This is a genomic window from Coprococcus sp. AM97-35 (assembly GCF_027697525.1).
Lineage (GTDB): Bacteria > Bacillota > Clostridia > Lachnospirales > Lachnospiraceae > Allocoprococcus > Allocoprococcus comes.
The window spans coordinates 1-19,679 of record NZ_JAQESL010000011.1 but is presented as its reverse complement, the minus strand read 5'-3'; the positions used below and the strand labels follow the sequence as shown (position 1 = coordinate 19,679).

The following is a 19,679-nucleotide window of genomic DNA, read 5'->3' as shown; positions in this document are numbered from 1 at the left end:
GTCTATTCGCCTCCGTTATCGCTTCCACTTTCACCTTTTCCATCGATCAGATCCTGCTTTGTTGTTGTAATAACAAGAACTTCCTGTAATTCCTTGAAATCCGTAGCAGGAATGATATATCCGGATCTTGTCAGGTTATTGGAATCTACATTTACCTCTGAAATATATCCAACCAGAAGTCCCTGCAGATATTTGCTGCTGATATTCGATGTTACAACCTGTTCTCCAACCGCCACTTCATTTTCATTATTGGCAAGCTGTTCAAATTTTAAAAGTCCGTCCTGCACCGTCTGCAGATCTCCGCTTACAATACATTTGTCAAAGGTTGTCAAGATCATGGCACTTACATTTTTATCATCGATAATCGAACTTACTGTTGCCCAGTTCGGTCCGACTTCTGTGACGATTCCAACTAGTCCGGTTCCAGATAGGACATTCATATCTTTCCTGATCCCATCATTGCTTCCCTTATCAATCGTAAATTTCGAAAACCAGTTGCTATTCTCGCTGGCGATTACATTTGCAGCAACTTTCGGATAATCCGCTGTATTCTGATCCATCTTATATAGTTCTTTATATCTTTCCAGCGTTGCTGAATTCTGCTGCAACCGGTTATTCTCAGTCGTCATCTCTTCCAGTCGGGATTTCAGTTCTTTGTTTTCTTTTTTTATTTCCTGAAGTGTTGCAAAATTCTCTGAAACATCGCCGATCCACATCCCGACACGGTTGATTCCTTTCTGCATCGGCACGATCGTGTAACCTGCTGCCCAGGAAAGCGGTCCTTTCCCGGACTCTGCAAATCCGGAAAGTCCCATCAATACAATACATATGATAGCAAGGATCAGCAACCAGTATTTATTTGATGTCGAAAATTGATTCTTTCTTTTCATCTATCTTATCCACCTATAATTTTCATCCAACATTGAGTACGAAATTTTTTTAAGTTCTTTTGAATTGATCATCCGTCGCAGCCCTTCTACTGCACACAGATCCGGCTTAGCAGCCACATGCACCGGATATCCAGTCACAGCTTCTATGTACCGGTCAAGCCCCGGTAGCCTGGAAACACCACCCGTCAGACAGATTCCATTCTTTTTGATTGAACGGGCTACCTCCGGTGGGGTCCGTTCAATCAACTGACCAATCTGCGAAGTGCAGGTTTCCAGAGATTCTTTCATCGCAGCCCGTACCGCACTGCTTGGGATTTCCTGGTATCTTGGTACACCAACAACCAGATTACGTCCGGCAACCACCATGGAAGCTTTTCCGTTTCCGCCAAGCACTCCAAAACGTTTTCTGAGAGCCTCGGCTGTCTGTCTTCCGATCAGAAAATCATAATTCCGGCGGACCATATTCTGAACTGCCACATCAAATGTCATACCACCAATCTTAAGCATTTTATTAAGTACCATGCCACCTGAACCTACTACAGATAATTCGGTTGTAGCCGCACCAAAATCAACGATCAGCATCCCTTTTGTCTTCCGGACATCAATTCCCATTCCGATACACTGCGCAACACCGCGTTCTACAATACTCACTTCTTTTGCTTTAGCCGTTGAATGAACAACCAGATCAAAAAACGCCCGTTTTTCAACTTCTGTGACATCCGTAGGTACTGCGATCAGATATTCTGATCCTCTTGTAAAACGGCGCTCTTTCTTCAGCAGATTCTGAAGAAGATACTGCATATCCGTAAATCTGCTGATTACCCCTTCTTTCATCGGAAACACCACTTCAATATTTCCCGGTGTTCTCTCGAACATCGCATATGCTTCATCGCCGACAGCCAAGATCTCTTTTCCGTCCACAATAGCAATTACATTCTTCTCTTTCCACGTACTGTCCTGCTTTTTATCATACACCTTGATCTCATAAGTCCCGAGATCAAGACCGTAAATATTTCGCGCCATAATCTAAAGTTCCTTTCCATACTACTTTTCCTTAAGCAGCTTCTGCTCTGCGAGTGATACATAGCAGTTATCACCAATAATGATATGATCCAGAAGTTCAATTCCAAGAAGGCTTCCGCCCTCCCGGATGCGCTGCGTCACAAGAATATCTTCCCTGCTCGGCATCGGATCACCACTTGGATGATTGTGCAACAATATAATATAGACTGCGTTCTTTTGCAATGCCTCTATAAAAAGCTCTCTCGGGGAAATTACGGACATATTTACTGTCCCTCTCGAAATTTCGCTTTCTCCGATCAGTCTGGAACGCGTATTCAGCATCAGCAGTTTCAAATGCTCCTGCCTGTAATAGCGCATATCTTCCATATAATATGCTGCAATTGTATCCGGTCTTGAAAAATCCAGATCTTCTCTGGCTGAAAGCTGGGACATTCTCTTGGAAAGCTCACAAAGGCATAAGATCTGAATAGCCTTTACTCTTCCGATTCCACTGATTTTCAGCAGTTCTTCTTTTGTCCAGCTTTGAAGATGGGCTTTGGCTTGTGGCTGTGTACCTTCTCCGGGATAAAAAAGCTTCCTGGCAAGATCCAGTGCACTCTCTCCCTTTGTTCCAGTCCTTAACAAAACAGCGAGCAATTCAATATCTGTTAAACTGCCCGCCCCAAAGCGTTCACATTTTTCATATGGCCGCTCTTCTGATAACATTTCTCGAATGGTATTTTTTTGATTCATCCTTTTGCAGGATTTGTTGATTCACACCAGACTCTCCACCCTTGTATATGGGATGCTTTATACATCCTATAAGAAACGATAAATGAATATGGAGATAATCACTCCAATAATGCTTGCGATCGTGATCTTAATCGTAAGACCAAACGTAATAACGACAAGTCCGAGGTTCAAAACAATCGGTGTCTCTACCCCGAAAGTCTGTCCATAAGAAAGCCAGCTAAGTGCTGGAACCCCTTCTGCAAGCACACCGATAAAGCCACCCAGAACAATCCCTGCCAGAATCAGCAAAAATAAAGCCCAGGCATTCTTACTTCCGGCTCCTCTCATCTGTACTCCTCCTCTTTTGAATCACAAACTGGTATCATTTTAGCATATTTTAAAAAACGTGTATAGACTTTTTAAATATTATTTTTTTCTTAACACAGCTGTTTTCTATAAAAACGGTGCATATTTTTGTCGAATTTTTTCTGCGATTTTAATACCGTCTGCTGCCGCCGATGTAATCCCGCCGGCATATCCTGCGCCCTCTCCGCAAGGATAAAGTCCTCCAATCACGCTTTCTAGCGAATTACTATCTCTTACGATCCGTACCGGCGAAGAGGTTCTGCTCTCCACTCCGGAAAGAATGGAAAGAGGATGCGAAAATCCTCGAATTTTCTTGTTAAAATCTTCCATCCCATCCACCAGCGCGCTACTGATCTTTGCCGGGAAAATCCCCGCCAGGTCTGTCTCTTCATACGCACCCTTCATACATGGCTCATGTCCCTGATACCAGACTTCTGCTTCGGTCACTTCTGCTTCGGTCTTTTCCTTTTCTTTTCCGGTCACACTCCGGTAAAAATCCCCGTATCTCTGTAACGGAATTTTTCCTTTTCCTGCTTCGTAAGCTGCCTTTTCCAGTTCTCTCTGGAATGTAATTCCGGCGAGCGGATGGTCGCTTTCAAAATCCTCCGGTGTAACCGTCACAACGATTGCACTGTTGGCATTGCGGCTGTCACGGGCATGATAGCTCATTCCGTTGACCGCAAGATATCCTTCCTCCGAAGACGCATTAACCACATAGCCTCCCGGACACATACAGAACGAATATACACCCCTTCCATCCGGCAGTTTTGCAGTCAGCTTATAGGCTGCCGCCGGAAGAGATGCCTTTGCATCCCCATACTGGGAATGATCGATCAGCTCCTGCGGATGTTCTGCACGTACACCAACTGCAAAGGATTTTGCCTCCATCGGAACCTTTTTCTCGAAGAGCATCGCAAAGGTCTCCCGCGCACTGTGTCCCGGTGCCAGAACCAGCGTCTCCGTCTGTATTTCTTCTTTTTCTTTTTTCAGAAGATCTTCATATATGATCCCTCTGATCCGCCTTGTATTTTCTGTAAAAAGGACCTCTGTCATCTGTGTATGGAAATGGATTTCACCACCCCACACAAGGATTTTCTCCCGCATATTTCTGATCACAGTCCGTAGAATATCCGTTCCAATGTGTGGTTTATTCACATAAAGAATGTCTTTTGGTGCTCCGTTTTCCACGAAAATCTCCAGCACCTTACGATTGCGCCCCACCGGATCCTTGATCAGTGTATTTAGTTTTCCGTCTGAAAACGTCCCTGCTCCGCCTTCTCCAAACTGCACATTAGAATCCGGTTTCAGCACCCCCGTCTTCCAGAACTCCTCAACATCTTTCTGTCGCTCTTCTACCGGTGCCCCCTGTTCCAGAAGAACCGGCTGATACCCATATTCTGCAAGAAAATACGCACAGAAAAGTCCGGCAGGACCGCATCCGACAACTACCGGACGTGACTTCAATTTTTCGTTGCCTCCTGCCGGAAAAACATATGGCATTGCTTCATGGAGTTGCACATTGCCTGCACGCTTTTTTCGGGTAAGCATCTTCAAAAGCTGTTTTTCATTGTCCGCTTTTACATCCACAGTATAGACATAGAACAGCTCCGGCTTCTTTCTGGCATCCAGAGACTGCTTGATAATCTCATAGCTCTGTACCGCTTCTGTCCTGCACATCAGTGTGTGCACAATCTTTTTCTTCAAATCCTCTTCCGTATGCGTAACCGGAAGCTTCAGCTGACTGATTCTAAGCATTTGCCGCTCCTTTCCCTGCCAGATAACCACTGGTCCATGCCCACTGCAGATTGTAACCTCCGCAGATTCCATCTACATCCAGAATTTCTCCTGCAAAATAAAGTCCTTTTACAAGCTTCGACTCCATCGTGTCCGGATCAATCTCGCTTGTATCTACACCACCCGCACAGATCTGCGCCTGTTCAAACGGATTTGTCTTATCAATATAAGTCCGGAAATGCTTACAGATCCGGCAAAGTCTTTCCAGATTCTCTTCACCAAGGTCATGCACCGGCATTGTTCCTGAAATTCCAATTCTCTTAAGCAGCGCACCGGCAAGCTTTTTGTGGAATAGTCCATTAAAATACTGTTCCATCACAAGACCATCCAGCCTTATCTTCCGTTCCTTTAACATCTGCAAAAATTCTACATCTCCAAAATCCGGCATAAAATCCAGTTCTGCAAAAACTTCTTTCTTTTCATACAGACCTCTCGCCGCATAACGGCTGATCTGAAAAACCGGGATCCCGGAAATACCATAATCCGTAAGCTGCAGCTCGCCGATATCAGAAGCCGTTTCTGTCCCATCGATAAAAACCGTTACTTTTCCATGAGTACGCACGCCTGCGACTTGCCGGTACAGCTTTTCCCTGCACCGGAGCTGTACCAGAGCCGGGACAACCGGAACCAGCTTATGTCCCAGCATTTTTGCCAGGTCATATCCACTTCCGTCACTCCCTAGTTTTGCAGCTGCCTTTGATCCGGCCGCAAGGATCACAGCCTCACCGGAAATCATTCCTTTTTTCCCATCTTTTGAAAAACTGATCTGAAAACCATTTTTCTTTGGTATGATCCCAAATACGCGAACTCCGGTATGAATCCGGATCTTTGCCAGTTTCAGCGCAGACTCCAGCGCTTCCCTCACTGCAGAGGCTTGCTCGGACCAGGGATACAGATAGCCATTTTTATCCTTCGGATAAATTCCAAGATTTTTAAAAAAAGACGTTGTCTCAGGCTCAGAAAATTTTCCGATTGATTTCCATGCAAATCCGCTATTGTCGCTTCGATAACAGGATGGATCCTGAAAACGATTGGTAAAGTTACATCTGCCATTACCCGTCGACAGTATTTTTCTGCCAATTATTTCATTCTGTTCCAGAAGCAGTACATCTGCGCCGTTCTGCGCCGCCGTAAGTGCAGCCATACTGCCAGCTGCTCCGCCGCCGATGATGATGACTCTTTTTTTCATTCTATAATTCCTTTACAATTCCTTTTTCATATAACTTCTGAAGAGACATTAAAATACCAAGTTTTGCATGCGCCCAGGTGAGACCTCCCTGAAAATATACTGCATACGGTTCTTTGATCGGTCCATCTGCACTCAGTTCGATGGACGATCCCTGTACAAACGCCCCTGCCGCCATAATCACATCACTGTCATATCCCGGCATTGCCCACGGTTCCGGTGTCACATAACTGTCAACCGGTGCTGCCGCCTGGATTCCCTGACAGAATGCGATTACACCTTCCGCACTTCCAAGTGTTACCGCCTGAATGATATCGTGGCGTTCCTCTTTTCCATCCGGTACAACTGCGTAACCAAGCTTTTCATATACATTCGCCGCAAAAATAGCACCTTTTAATGCACCTGCAACAACAGTCGGTGCAAGGAAAAGTCCCTGATAAAACGACTGCATCACACCAAGTGAAGCACCCACTTCTTTTCCAAGTCCAGGAGAAGTAAGGCGATAAGCACACTGCTCGATCAGATCCTTTCTTCCAACCACATAGCCACCGATCGGGGCAAGTCCGCCGCCCGGATTCTTGATCAGGGAACCGACAACCAGATCCGCACCCACATCACTTGGCTCCTTTTCTTCTACGAATTCACCATAGCAGTTATCCACCATACAGATGACTTCCGGTTTGATCTTCTTGACAAATGCAATTGCTTCCCCAATTTGATCCACAGAAAAACTCGGTCTTGTCTGATATCCTTTGGAACGCTGAATCGTGATCAGCTTTGTTTTCTCGCCAATCGCTTTTTCAATCGAATCAAAGTCAAAGCTTCCGTCCGGCAGCAGGTCCACCTGGTTATAGATTACTCCATATTCTGCAAGGGAACCTGTGGATGGGCGGATTCCAATGACCTCTTCCAGTGTGTCATAAGGCTTTCCTGCGATGGAAAGCAGTTCATCACCAGGTCTTAAATTTGCAGAAAGCGTTAAAGCAAGTGCATGGGTTCCACAGGTAATCTGTGGTCTTACCAGCGCATCTTCGGTATGAAAGACATTTGCATACACCTTTTCCAACGTATCTCTTCCGAAATCATTGTATCCATAGCCAGATGCATAGTTAAAGCATTCTGCATTCACCCTTGCCTCCTGCATGGCATGAATGACCTTCAACTGGTTCAACTCTGCCATCTTATCGATCTTATCAAAACGTTCTTTCAGTGATTTTTCAATTTTTTCTCCAAAGTCATAAACTTCCGGTGAAATTCCGGTCTGTTCATATAATTTCTGTATTTTCTGACTGATATCCATTAGTCTGTAATCTCCTTTTCTTTCAGTATCGCAAGCATTGCCTGCAAAATCTTCTCTTCATCGTATCCGAATTCCTCTTTCTGGATCCAGTTCACATCCCGCTCTCTGCGGAACCAGGTCAACTGGCGTTTTGCAAAATGACGGGTATCCCTTTTCAGGATCGTTACCGCTTCTTCAAGTGAATTCTTTCCATCCAGATAATCCAGAATTTCCTTATATCCAAGTCCCTGCATTGAAACCATTTCCCTTGTGCATCCTCTGGTCTTTAAAGCAGTCACCTCATCTACAAGCCCCTGCTCCACCATCAAATCCACACGACGATCAATCCGCTCATACAAACGGCTACGCACATCATTCAGAACAAAATACGCAAACCGATACGGGGAATCCTTCTCCCGTTCTGCTTCATTATGTTCGGAAATCTTTGTTCCTGTCTCATGATAATATTCCAGAGCACGAATCACTCGTTTTACATTATTTGCATGAATTGCATCTGCCGACTTTGGATCAGCTTCCCGGAGCCTGTCATGGAGCGCCTGCGCACCATGCTCCTTTGCATACGTTTCCAGCTTCTTTCGATAGGCAGTGTTTTCTTCTCCCTTTTCAAAATCAATGTCATACAAAAGCGCCTGGATATAAAATCCCGTGCCACCTACAACAATCGGAATACGTCCTCTCTTATAGATCTCTACCATTGCATCTTTTGCCATCTTCTGAAAAACAGCTACATTAAATTCCTCTTCCGGATTAAGCACATCGATCAGATAATGTTTCACACCTTTCATCTCTTCCGGCAAAATCTTCGCGGAACCAATATCCATGTGCCGGTATACCTGCATCGAATCCGCCGAAATGATCTCTCCTCCAATTGCTTTTGCAAGACCAATCGACGCAGCCGTCTTTCCGACAGCAGTCGGACCTGTCAATATAATCAGTGGCTTTTTCTTCTCTGTCATCTGTGTCATGTTCTTCTCCTACACAATACGCTTAAATTTCTTTTCCAGTTCCCGCTTTGTCATCGCAATGATCGTTGGTCTGCCATGCGGACAATGATATGGATTATCCAGGGACAACAGTTCATTGATCAGTTCATCCATTTCTGCATAGGACAGCTTCATATTTCCTTTGACAGCCGCCTTGCAGGACATGGACGCAATCTTCTCATCAATCAGCTCTGGTTCCAGACTGGTCGATAACCCATCCGACAGGGAATCCAACATTTCAAGAAGCAGTTCCTTTTTGGCGATTCCAAACAGATTATCCGGAATTGCGCGAACTGCGTACTCGTCACCACCAAATGGCTCAATTTCAAACCCGATTGCCGTAAAGCGGTCTTTAAATGTCTCCAACACATCAATCTCCTGCATAGAAAGGCTCAGGATAATCGGTGGGCTCAAGTATTGTGAAGTATACTCTCTCTTCTTCATTCCTGCAAGGGTCCTTTCATAAAGGACTCTTTCATGTGCGGCATGCTGGTCTACAATATAGAGGCTGTCACGATACTGGATCAGCCAGTAGGTTTCAAAGACCTGTCCGATGATCCGGTATTCCTGTCTTGCCTCTTTCTTTAAAATCTGCTCTTCAAACAAATCTAACTGTTTTACTTTTTTTGCTTTCAAATCCTTCAAAAACAGATTTGACTCTGTTTTTTCCGGATCGCACTCTGTTTTTTCTTTGCTTTTATCAGAATACGCTCTGTTTTCCATTCCTTTATTCTGGATATCTACAGCCGGATTTTCATCTAATGCAGCCATCTTTGACTCTTTAGCACCGATATTCTTCTCTTGATCTTCTTTTGCTTCTGCAAGATGACTGGCATAAACCCGCTCTCTCATCTTCTGCATAAAATAATCCAGCTTTTCGTCACCGGTTGAGACTGTCTTTTCTGTACTTATCTGTGTCTGAAGTTCTGCTGACGGCATCTCTGACTGCGACCAGGATTCCGCTCGCTCTGCCCCCTCCTGAACGGAACTCTTTCGCATCTTGGATGAAGTGCCATCTGTCCGATATGGATTCCCCGCATCTCTTATAACAGTTTTCTTTTCCTGTCTTTTTTCAGACATTCCCGGTACTTTGATCTCAGACATTTCCACTTCCGGAATCAACTCCGGCTCATGCAGTCCCTTACTGATCGCTTCATAAAGCAGATTGTAAATCCCCTGCTGGTTACTGAACCTAAGTTCCATCTTGGATGGATGCACATTTACATCAATTTTTTCCGGATTGATCTCAATCTGGAATGTAACAAACGGATAACGATGCTGCATCGTAAAATCTTTGTATCCATCTTCAATCGCTTTTGCAAGAATACTGTTCCTTACATAACGCCCGTTGACAAAATAATTTTCAAAATTTCGATTTCCACGGTTAATCACTGGCTTTCCCAGATATCCGGACAGCCTTACACCATCTTTTTCAAATTCCAGTGGGATCAGATTGTTCGCAATTTCCCGTCCGTAAATGTGGTAAATGACATCTTTCATCTTCCCGTTCCCGGAAGTATGCAGCTTTACCTGTCCATTGTTGATAAACCGGAAGGAAATATCCGGATGCGAAAGAGCAAGTCTGGTCAGCAGATCACTGATATGGCTTGCCTCTGTCATCGGTGTCTTCAGGAATTTGCGCCTGGCAGGTGTATTAAAAAACAGCTGACGCACCAGAAAGGTCGTCCCATCCGGCGCTCCGGTCTCCTCCGGCGTTCTTCCTTTTCCGCCTTCTATGATATATTTTGTCCCAAATACGTCTTCTCTTGTCTTTGTGATCAGTTCCACTCTTGCAACTGCCGAAATACTCGACAACGCTTCTCCGCGGAACCCAAGAGAAGACAAATGTGTCAGATCCTCTGCACTGCGGATTTTGCTGGTCGAATGGCGCAGAAATGCATTTTCCACGTCCTGTTTCGCGATCCCACAACCATTATCCGTAATTCGTATCAGAGAAATCCCGCCCTCTTCAATCTCCACAGTCACCGCTGTAGATCCTGCGTCAATCGCATTTTCCACCAGCTCTTTCACAACAGAAGCCGGGCGTTCAATCACTTCCCCGGCTGCTATCTTATCAATTGTAATCTGATCCAGCAATTCTATATGCGGCATTCGATTCTTCTTTCCTTTCTCTTATGGATCAGCCTACCATCTGTTCCGCAGCTTATTCTGCAACTGATACAGTTTGTTCATGGCATCCATTGGCGTCATATGGCTGATATCCAGTTCCTTTAACTCATTTAACACATCATCATCTTTTACGGTATCAAACAGAGAAAACTGTGTCAGATCCACCTCATCCAGCTTCTTCTGCGTTTTTTTCTTCGTCTCACTTCCCTGTACCGCAATATCCTTTACTTTTCCGGTAATATCCGCTGTCACCAGCTCTTCTACGATCTCTTTGGCGCGGTTAATGACAGGATCCGGCACTCCTGCAAGCTTTGCGACCTGGATACCATAACTCTTGTCTGCTCCACCCTTTACGATCTTACGCAGGAATACGATATCATCACCTTTTTCCTTGACCGCAATACAATAGTTGTTGACATTGCTAATCTTGCCTTCCAGCTCGGTAAGCTCATGATAGTGGGTTGCAAATAAGGTCTTTGCCCCAAGAAGCTTGCTGTTGCTGATATACTCGACAACCGCCCAAGCAATACTCAATCCATCAAAGGTACTGGTTCCTCTTCCAATCTCATCCAAGATCAGAAGGCTCTTGCTTGTCGCATTTCGCAGAATATTTGCCACTTCGTTCATCTCCACCATGAAGGTGCTCTGTCCGCTTGCCAGGTCATCTGACGCTCCCACACGGGTAAAAATGCGGTCCACAAGTCCAATATTTGCTGAAGACGCCGGCACAAAGGATCCCAGCTGTGCCATCAGTACGATCAGCGCAGCCTGACGCATATAGGTGGATTTTCCAGCCATGTTTGGTCCGGTAATGATGGAAATGCGCTGTTTTTTATCATCCAGATAAGTATCGTTGGCAATAAACATATCATTCGGGATCATCTTTTCCACCACCGGATGTCGCCCATCACGAATGTCGATCACGCCCTTTTCATTGATCTTTGGCCGTACATAGTTGTTGCGCTCGGCAACCAGTGCAAGAGAAGCTATCACATCCAGCTTTGCAACTGCCTTTGCTGTTCTCTGTATCCTGGTTAACTCTGCTGCGATAGTATTTCTCACCTCACAGTAAAGCTCATATTCCAGTGCACAGAGTTTATCCTCTGCTCCCAGAATCGTATCTTCCAGCTCTTTCAGTTCTGGAATGATATAACGCTCCGCATTGGCAAGGGTCTGCTTTCTTGTATAATAATCCGGAACCAGATCTTTGAACGAATTGGTAACTTCCAGATAATAACCGAATACTTTATTATAACGGATCCGCAGGTTTTTAATCCCGGTCTTTTCCCGTTCCTTGGTCTCCAGATCAGCAAGCCAGTTCTTTCCTTCGGATTTTGCTTTTCGAAGACGATCCACTTCTTCATTATAACCGTCTTTGATGATTCCGCCTTCTTTCATGGCAAGCGGCGGTTCTTCCTGAATCGCCCGTCCAACCAGATCACAAAGTTCTTCCAGCGGATCCAGTTCTTCATAAATTTCTTTTAAAAGGTCACTCTCCATATCCTTTAATATGCATTTAACCGACGGGAGCATGGAAAGGGAACTCTGAAATGCAATCAAGTCTCTTGGATTTGCTGACTGATAGGTGATTTTCCCGACCAGACGCTCCAGATCGTACACCGGATTCAAATATTCCCGGATTTCTTCTCTGCAAATAGCATTGTCCTTCAATTCCGCAACTGCATCCAGCCTTTTGACAATGGATTCCTTGTCGATCAACGGCTGTTCTACATATTTCCGAAGGGTTCTCGCCCCCATTGCCGTCTTTGTCTTATCCAGTACCCACAGAAGGGATCCTCTTTTCTGCTTTTCACGCAAAGTCTCAACCAACTCCAGATTACGCCTTGTAGCACTGTCCAGAACCATATAATTACCCGTTGCATAACGTGTCAGACGGCTCATATGAGACAGGGAATTCTTCTGCGTCTCTTCCAGATACTTTAAAAGCGCACCGGACGCGATCATCCCACATTCACAATCCGAAAGTCCAATCCCTTCAAGAGAAGCCACTTTAAAATGTTCCTGCAAAGTTTCCCGGCAGAGTGCATCATCAAAATACCATGCTTCCAGTGAATAAATTGCCATATGCAGACGGTTTTTCAGATCATCCAAATCCAGTCCACTCATGTAAAATGCTTCATTGCAGACAATCTCAGACGGCATAAATTTGTAAAGCTCATCCATCAGTTTTGTCTGGGAATCCAGTTCTGTTACCAGATATTCCCCAGTTGTAACATCCGCAACCGAAAGTCCGTACCGGTCTGCCATATAGACAATACACATAATGTAATTGTTCTTTGTTTCATCCAGTCCCTGAGTATCCAGGTTGGTTCCAGGTGTTACTACACGGATAACTTCCCGTTTTACAATTCCTTTTGCTGTTTTCGGATCTTCTACCTGCTCACAGATTGCTACCTTATAGCCTTTTGATACCAGACGGTTCAGATAACTGTCAACTGCATGGTACGGGATTCCGCACATCGGTGCCCGTTCTTCCAGTCCGCAATTCTTTCCAGTCAGAGTAATTTCCAGCTCTTTTGATGCTGTGAGAGCATCGTCGAAAAACATTTCATAAAAATCTCCTAAGCGGTAAAAAAGGATACAATCCTTGTATTCCTCTTTTGTCTGCATATATTGCTTCATCATCGGTGTTAATTCATTACTCATATCAAAATCTCCTTATTTTATAAGGGTTTCAGCGTTTGTGGTATGCTAATTTGACCATCTTTTGACCAAATTTGTAAATCCTGATCAATTGTTGCATTTGAACGGAATGAATAATTATGCATATAATCTGTATATTTATTAAACTCGCTGTTAATAAATACGGAGTCCGGATGTGTATAATGTTTCATCATATCAATATCATTATGTCCGGAAATAAGCATTATAGACGCTGGATCCATATGAGATTCATAACACAATGTAATAAACGTATGGCGGAATAAATGAGGATGAATATTGGAAATATGATATTCCCTATTTTCTGTTAGTGCCTGTTGTTTTTCATGATTATTCATTATGGAAGTTATCCGTCGGCACTCTTTTTCTGCCTGTGTCGGCATAAAACAATTTCCCTCTTGTGTCGTAAAAATCAATTGAGGATAATCATTTAATAACAAATTTTTAATCCCCCACTTTTTTTGTACTTTCTTTTGTCAGCAAGCTGTTTTTCGTGCCAACTATATAACGCATCAACTGCAGCCTTGAATAGTGGGATTTTTCTTATACTTGCGGTTCTTTTTGGAGATGTAATTTGCTTGATGTAATAAGGTCTATCTAGTTTGTTCCCGTTGTCATCGTAATAAACAGGGACAATATTGATTGTTTTATACACATGGAGATAGTTGTTTTGAAAGTCAACATCTTTCCATTCCAATGCACACGCCTCTCCAATCCGCATTCTTGTAAAAAGAAGCAGTATATATAATTCGTAATATCGAGTATCTCTTGCTACATCAAAAAACCTTATGATTTCGTCATTTGTCATGCGTTTCAAATTCTGTCCTGCCATTTTGACCGGTTTGAAGTTTTTATTCGTTATTTCCGGATAAACAATCCCTCTGCATGGATTGAATAAAAGCATTTTTCCGATTACAGCTCTTTCAAGACAGCTGGATACGACAGAAACAGTAGAACGGATAGTGGATTTTTTATAGCCTTTGTTAGCTAGTTCAATAACCATATTTTGAACATGCGTGATTTGAATATCTGCTAATTTCATATAGCCTATATATTTTATACACCGATTATACGAATCGATATAATTTCGAATTGTTGTTTTTTTTTATCCTATTTACGATATAGAGTTCCATCCATTTTTCAAACCACTGATTTAGAGTTATTTTGTGTGTGTCTATATCTAATCCGTATTTTGTTTTTTCTAATAATTTTTCCCTTTTCTTTTTAACTTCTTTTAAAGTATGACCATATAGGCATATCGGTTTCTTTCCTCCTCCAAGGGATATACGTGTTTGATAACGCCCATCTTTTCGTTGGGTAAACCCTTTTCCTAATTCTTTGCCTGTTAGATCTTTTCCCATGACGATCACCTGTCTTTCCTTGACCCATGGACAGGTACTTCATCCGTTTAATAGTATCAAATTTTAATGAGCTTTTCAAGAAGCTCTTTTTGGGTACTATAGGATAAAATACTCAATGCCGCACTTGATGGTCAATCCATTTTTCTAATTTTTTTTGTGAATTAAAGTTCTTTTTCCTATTCGCACCATCATTTTTTGCTCATAAGCTAAAGAACGCATTGTTTTTTCGGACACTCCTGTTAACTTGCAGGCTTCTTTTACTGATAAAAGAAGTTTTGGATCCTCTGTATTTTTCTTAGCATATTCCAATTAATAAACCTCCTTAGCTATGAGCAATATGAAATAATTTGTAAAAAATAGGAAAAGGCTGGTTCCCCAGCCTTTTTTCAAATAAACGAAATTATTTTACTCATGATCATATCGATTCCAAAATAAGTGGCAGTTCCTATAGCCGCAATGAATAAAATAAAAAAAGTATCGACGATAGTGTTCTTTAATGACGGATAGAAAAACACGGATGCTGTATCTTTTTTTTCTTTTTTCTTAAACATTTTTACACCGCCTTTGCTATATATTTTTTACTGCGTCGCTGACTAAGTACTTGATTTTTTGTATCAGTAATTACACTCACAGTAATGATTACTGATGTACCAAGAAACGACAGCCGGGATAATCCATAATGTGCACTGATAAAAATAGGAACCATAGCAATGATGGACATACAGATTGCTCCGATAAAGATCAGTGATTTCATCTGTCTTTTTAAATATGCAACTGTATTTTGCCCAGACCTTATTCCAGGGATAATTCCATCACTTTTCTGAATGCTGTGTGCTACTTCGCTCGCATTGAAAGTAATATTTGTATAAAAATATGAGTACATTATGATGAGTAGCAGATAAATAAATGCCCCAAAGCTGTAAATTGGACTTTTTGGATCAAACCAGCAGGCTGTATTGATTAATTTGATAAAAATAATTCCATTTTTCAGAACTACTAACTATTTTTCTTCAGCCCATAAAATTAAATGATCAGAACACTCTGTTGGTTGCGACACTCTACATGTATTTTTTATAAATCCTTTAATAAAGATATGATCAATAGGTGATGCTGGAGTAGTCAATTTAGTATTAATTGGGGAAATCAATGCTCGTATGATTCTGTATAATTTCTGTGAATTAGTGACTTCTCACGCTGTGGTAAAAACATCTAAAAATACCAAACACGTCTATAAAATTAATTTCGCCACCGCAGTAAACATATGCAGGGCATATCTCAAACACGGCGGTGATGAAACAGAGACCATGCTTCTCATACAAAAGTATCTGACACCTGTCAAGTACAATCGAAAATATCCTATCCACCTCAGTCCAAAGAGAAATAGGGATTTCATGTATCGGGTTGCATAAATCTCGTTACCATTATACTGCGTTATGAGGCAGATATGCAATCTGTCTTTTTGTCATACACAAAAAATGATTTGAACTCATCATACACCTGCTTTCTACGCATTAGTGCACCTAAAAAATACAGCATTTCTTAACTGAACAGTATTTTCAATGCATGAACGCATATGATATACTGTTTTCATCATAAAAAACCTTATCTAAATGACATTGATTATCTAATTAACTACATTATTTTCTGTCTAAAATATCCATAAATTCGTCACCTGTAATTGTTTCCTTCTCATACAGGTACATAGCCAGTTCGTCCAGTTTTTCCCTGTTTTCGGAAAGGATTTTTCTTGCTTTTTCATGCTCTGCTTTTACGAGCTGCACGACTTTTTCATCAATTTCCTTCTGGGTATCTGTGGAACAGGAAAGAGACGTATCGCCGCCAAGATACTGGTTGGTCACGGTTTCCATTGCCACCATGTCGAATTCATCTGTCATGCCGTAGCGGGTGATCATCGCTCTTGCAATTTTTGTTGCCTGTTCGATATCATTGGAGGCTCCTGTCGTGATCTCACCAAATACGATCTCCTCTGCCGCACGTCCGCCTGTAAATGTAACAATCTTATTCTCAAGTTCTTTTTTCGTCATCAGATATTTATCACCCTGCTCAACCTGCATAGTGTAGCCGAGTGCACCTGAGGTACGCGGGATGATCGTAATCTTCTGGACCGGTGCTGAATGACTCTGCAATGCAGCTACCAGAGCGTGTCCTATCTCATGATATGCAACAACCTTCTTCTCCTGATCTGAAAGAACCGCATTCTTCTTCTGATATCCTGCAATAACCACTTCTATACTTTCTTCGAGATCAGATTCATTTACAACGGTCCTTCCACTACGGACAGCACGTAATGCTGCTTCATTTATAATATTGGCAAGCTCCGCACCGGATGCACCGGATGCCATACGTGCAATCGTATGCAGGTCAACATCATCAGATGCTTTTATCTTCTTTGCATGAACCTTTAAAATTGCTTCACGGCCTGCAAGATCCGGCAGTTCAACCGGCACACGCCTGTCAAAACGTCCCGGACGTGTAAGTGCCGGATCTAACGACTCCGGACGGTTCGTTGCAGCAAGAATGATGACACCATTATTTCCTTCAAATCCATCCATCTCTGTAAGAAGCTGATTTAAGGTCTGCTCCCTCTCATCATTTCCGCCCATTTGTCCGTCACGCTTTTTACCAATGGCATCAATTTCATCAATAAACACGATACATGGTGCCTTTTCCTTTGCCTGTCTGAAAAGATCTCGAACCTTGGAAGCTCCCATACCGACAAACATCTCTACGAATTCTGATCCGGACATTGAGAAAAATGGTACATTTGATTCACCCGCAACTGCTTTTGCAAGCATTGTTTTACCAGTTCCCGGAGGTCCTACAAGAAGGACACCTTTTGGCATAGACGCACCTACATCGGTATACTTCTTCGGATTGTGAAGATAATCAACGATCTCTGAAAGGTTTTCTTTCGCCTCATCTTCTCCTGCAACGTCTGAAAAACGGATTCCCTCACTGGATTGCACATAAATCTTCGCATTGCTTTTTCCCATTCCAAAAGCCATCGAATTTTTTCCTCCGGCATGCTCCATCAGTTTCTTCGCCATATAATTTCCCAGTGCGATAAAAAGGATCAATGGCAAAACCCCGGTCAGCAGGAAGCTGATGATCGGTGACATCTGCTTATCAATATCTTTTGCGAATACTGCTCCACCTTCATATAGCCTGTCCGTCAGGTTCGGATCGTTCATCAGACCTGTTTTATAAATATTTTTTTGATCTTTATCTGTAAAGATGATCTGATTGTCCTTAACTTCTACTTCACCGATATTCTTCTTCTCGATCATGCTCATAAAAGTTCCATAATCCGTTTCCTTTACCTGATGCTCCATAAGGATTGGTGTGACAACCAGATTAAATACGATCAGCACTATTAACACAATCCCATAATAATATGCCAGTGGCTTTTTCGGTGTTTTAACTTCTTTCATGGTCTTTCCTCCTGTTATTCTGCGATATGCTTTCTCCGTGCATTTTCGTATTATTTATTCTGCCATCTGACTTCGCCCTTGGACAGAAGCAGATAACAGATCAGCTGATCTGAATCCAGATTTTCCGCATGCATGTCAACCGCTGTGATCTGATGATTATCATAAGTCGTATAATAATAAATACCTTTTGCTGTATTACAACAGGACGTGTATATCGTGATCTCATATTTGCCTTCTGTCACCTCACAACATCCACGCTGCTGGTCTACAGATCCTAAGATATGGAAGAACTGGCTTACACTCTCACCCTCTTCTTCACCGGAGATCGAATTTAATTTTGTAAAGGCAACTTTCACAAATCTTGACTGGCTGGAAAGATCTCCAGGTATTCCCATTCCACCCATTCCTCTGCTATATGCATCAAGCTGTAATACTCCTGCAAAAGTACTCTCCGGCTGTTTTCTGGATACTCCGGCATAATTATTCAGTGCAAACATCTGACCCAGGAATGGTGGATTATTGGTAAGCACTCCTACCGGATTATCATATACATGCAGCCCATCCTTCATAGACTCAACAACGATACAGGCGTCTTTGTCTGCAATGATCCAGTGAAGCTGTGCTGTCGGCAGCTGTTCACTGAATGCTGTGCCTGTCAGTCTCATTGCTGCCAGCTTCTCTCTCGTCTCTGCTACAGTAGCACACTGTGTAAGGATCCATGGGATGAACTCGAACTGTGCCACCTGGCTGACTTCTGTTTCATCTTCCGGCAAAGCCTCTTCATATGCCGCATTGCCGACAAAATTAAGACCTGCCATTCCAAGGCCTTTTTCATTAACAGCATCATAATAAAGCGGATAACCTCCTGCAACAAATGCCATTCCGATCAAAGCATAATGGCTTTTTATCTTCCCGGCAAACCGGAAATCAAATTCGTAATTTCTTGGCGTTATCGTAATCTGTTCCCCATAGGAAAATTCATAATCAAGCGTTCTACCCATATAAAAATCTTTTGTTTTGTAAGTTGCTGCTGTACACATATCGAACACCTCTTCTTTCTGCTATAATAGTCCTGCAAACAATCTCATAAACAACTGTCCGATCCGTAAATATGCACTCCGTCCTGTGCGGTACTTTTCGGTCACTTCCCTGCATTCATTCATTGTTGCTCCAAGATCATCTCTTATATCCAAAACTGTCTGACTATCCGCCATAAAACAACCATTTTCAAAGTGATTATAAAGCAATGCCATTCAGTTAAGCATCATTTTAGTGGTTTTCTGTCATAGAAAGCCACTGTTTTTATGCCTAAAAACTTTAAAAATATTACAAAAAACAGTTGACAAGTAAGCCAATATATGTTGCGCAAGCCTTGATTATAAACATATTTCAAGGAGGCTCATTATGGCTGATTTTTTCTTATCTAATTTAAAATCCACACTCGACAACTGCATCACAGAACTCGATGAAATTCACTCCATGTTCTGCCGTAATCCGGAAAGTGATTTTACCAGGAACCGCAAACTTTCTTTCCGCGAGTATATTCAGTTTATGCTCCAGATGCAGAGTAAATCCGTTTCAAATGCAGTAAACATATGCAGGGCATATCTCAAACACGGCGGTGATGAAACAGAGACCATGCTTCTCATACAAAAGTATCTGACACCTGTCAGGTACAATCGAAAATATCCTATCCACCTCAGTCCAAAGAGAAATAGGGATTTCATGTATCGGGTTGCATAAATCTCGTTACCATTATACTGCGTTATGAGGCAGATATGCAATCTGTCTTTTTGTCATA

At 42.6% G+C, this 19,679-nt stretch carries 19 protein-coding genes; 1 reads left to right on the top strand and 18 read right to left on the bottom strand.

Annotation, left to right across the window (positions count from 1 at the left end):
- Positions 1-2 precede the first annotated feature (2 nt).
- The 18 genes from mreC to PG840_RS09585 form a co-directional block, all read right to left on the bottom strand.
- A complete protein-coding gene (mreC, locus tag PG840_RS09665) occupies positions 3-890 on the bottom strand; it encodes a rod shape-determining protein MreC (protein ID WP_117823648.1) in 888 nt (295 codons plus the stop codon).
- Positions 891-1,913 (bottom strand): rod shape-determining protein, encoded by a 1,023-nt coding sequence (locus PG840_RS09660; RefSeq protein WP_118198279.1) that lies wholly within the window; start codon positions 1,911-1,913, stop codon positions 891-893.
- Between the two features lie 21 nt (positions 1,914-1,934).
- On the bottom strand, positions 1,935-2,645 hold the full coding sequence (gene radC, locus PG840_RS09655) for a RadC family protein (protein ID WP_008370231.1): 711 nt from the start codon (positions 2,643-2,645) through the stop codon (positions 1,935-1,937).
- Between the two features lie 66 nt (positions 2,646-2,711).
- Positions 2,712-2,972: a DUF4321 domain-containing protein gene (locus PG840_RS09650; protein ID WP_008370229.1), complete on the bottom strand. Its 261-nt coding sequence runs from the start codon at positions 2,970-2,972 to the stop codon at positions 2,712-2,714.
- 105 nt (positions 2,973-3,077) lie between these two features.
- Positions 3,078-4,745 (bottom strand): NAD(P)/FAD-dependent oxidoreductase, encoded by a 1,668-nt coding sequence (locus PG840_RS09645; RefSeq protein WP_270613555.1) that lies wholly within the window; start codon positions 4,743-4,745, stop codon positions 3,078-3,080.
- Positions 4,738-5,973, bottom strand: coding sequence for an NAD(P)/FAD-dependent oxidoreductase (locus PG840_RS09640; protein ID WP_195250626.1), 1,236 nt, complete (start codon positions 5,971-5,973; stop codon positions 4,738-4,740). Before PG840_RS09640 ends, PG840_RS09645 begins: the two co-directional genes overlap by 8 nt.
- A gap of 1 nt (position 5,974) precedes the next feature.
- Complete coding sequence (locus tag PG840_RS09635; RefSeq protein ID WP_270613554.1) at positions 5,975-7,270, bottom strand: methionine gamma-lyase family protein; 1,296 nt, start codon at positions 7,268-7,270, stop codon at positions 5,975-5,977.
- The gene (gene miaA, locus PG840_RS09630) at positions 7,270-8,235 is read right to left on the bottom strand and encodes a tRNA (adenosine(37)-N6)-dimethylallyltransferase MiaA (RefSeq protein ID WP_173692525.1); all 966 of its coding nucleotides are present in this window, start codon (positions 8,233-8,235) and stop codon (positions 7,270-7,272) included. The genes PG840_RS09635 and miaA overlap by 1 nt, the downstream gene beginning before the upstream one ends.
- A gap of 9 nt (positions 8,236-8,244) precedes the next feature.
- Positions 8,245-10,365 carry a DNA mismatch repair endonuclease MutL gene (mutL, locus tag PG840_RS09625; protein WP_270613553.1) on the bottom strand — a complete coding sequence of 707 codons (2,121 nt, stop codon included), beginning with the start codon at positions 10,363-10,365 and terminating at the stop codon, positions 8,245-8,247.
- Positions 10,366-10,398: 33 nt separating this feature from the next.
- Positions 10,399-13,050 carry a DNA mismatch repair protein MutS gene (mutS, locus tag PG840_RS09620; protein WP_330412065.1) on the bottom strand — a complete coding sequence of 884 codons (2,652 nt, stop codon included), beginning with the start codon at positions 13,048-13,050 and terminating at the stop codon, positions 10,399-10,401.
- 17 nt (positions 13,051-13,067) lie between these two features.
- On the bottom strand, positions 13,068-13,505 hold the full coding sequence (locus tag PG840_RS09615; RefSeq protein WP_147326329.1) for a tyrosine-type recombinase/integrase: 438 nt from the start codon (positions 13,503-13,505) through the stop codon (positions 13,068-13,070).
- Positions 13,496-14,107, bottom strand: coding sequence for a site-specific integrase (locus PG840_RS09610; RefSeq protein WP_270613552.1), 612 nt, complete (start codon positions 14,105-14,107; stop codon positions 13,496-13,498). The genes PG840_RS09615 and PG840_RS09610 overlap by 10 nt, the downstream gene beginning before the upstream one ends.
- Positions 14,108-14,132: 25 nt before the next feature.
- On the bottom strand, positions 14,133-14,426 hold the full coding sequence (locus PG840_RS09605; protein WP_270203665.1) for a hypothetical protein: 294 nt from the start codon (positions 14,424-14,426) through the stop codon (positions 14,133-14,135).
- Positions 14,427-14,570: 144 nt separating this feature from the next.
- Entirely contained in the window at positions 14,571-14,735 is a 165-nt protein-coding gene (locus PG840_RS09600) for a helix-turn-helix domain-containing protein (protein WP_270613551.1), read from the bottom strand.
- Between the two features lie 244 nt (positions 14,736-14,979).
- Complete coding sequence (locus tag PG840_RS17035; RefSeq protein WP_416387083.1) at positions 14,980-15,351, bottom strand: hypothetical protein; 372 nt, start codon at positions 15,349-15,351, stop codon at positions 14,980-14,982.
- Positions 15,352-16,063: 712 nt separating this feature from the next.
- Positions 16,064-17,878 (bottom strand): ATP-dependent zinc metalloprotease FtsH, encoded by a 1,815-nt coding sequence (gene ftsH / locus PG840_RS09595; protein ID WP_270613550.1) that lies wholly within the window; start codon positions 17,876-17,878, stop codon positions 16,064-16,066.
- 50 nt (positions 17,879-17,928) lie between these two features.
- Complete coding sequence (gene bsh, locus PG840_RS09590) at positions 17,929-18,918, bottom strand: choloylglycine hydrolase (protein WP_270613549.1); 990 nt, start codon at positions 18,916-18,918, stop codon at positions 17,929-17,931.
- A gap of 21 nt (positions 18,919-18,939) precedes the next feature.
- On the bottom strand, positions 18,940-19,131 hold the full coding sequence (locus PG840_RS09585; RefSeq protein WP_008370191.1) for a hypothetical protein: 192 nt from the start codon (positions 19,129-19,131) through the stop codon (positions 18,940-18,942).
- Between the two features lie 151 nt (positions 19,132-19,282).
- On the opposite strand from PG840_RS09585, the gene PG840_RS09580 reads away from it, so the two are divergent.
- Positions 19,283-19,621, top strand: coding sequence for a hypothetical protein (locus tag PG840_RS09580; protein WP_173686612.1), 339 nt, complete (start codon positions 19,283-19,285; stop codon positions 19,619-19,621).
- Positions 19,622-19,679: the final 58 nt, after the last annotated feature.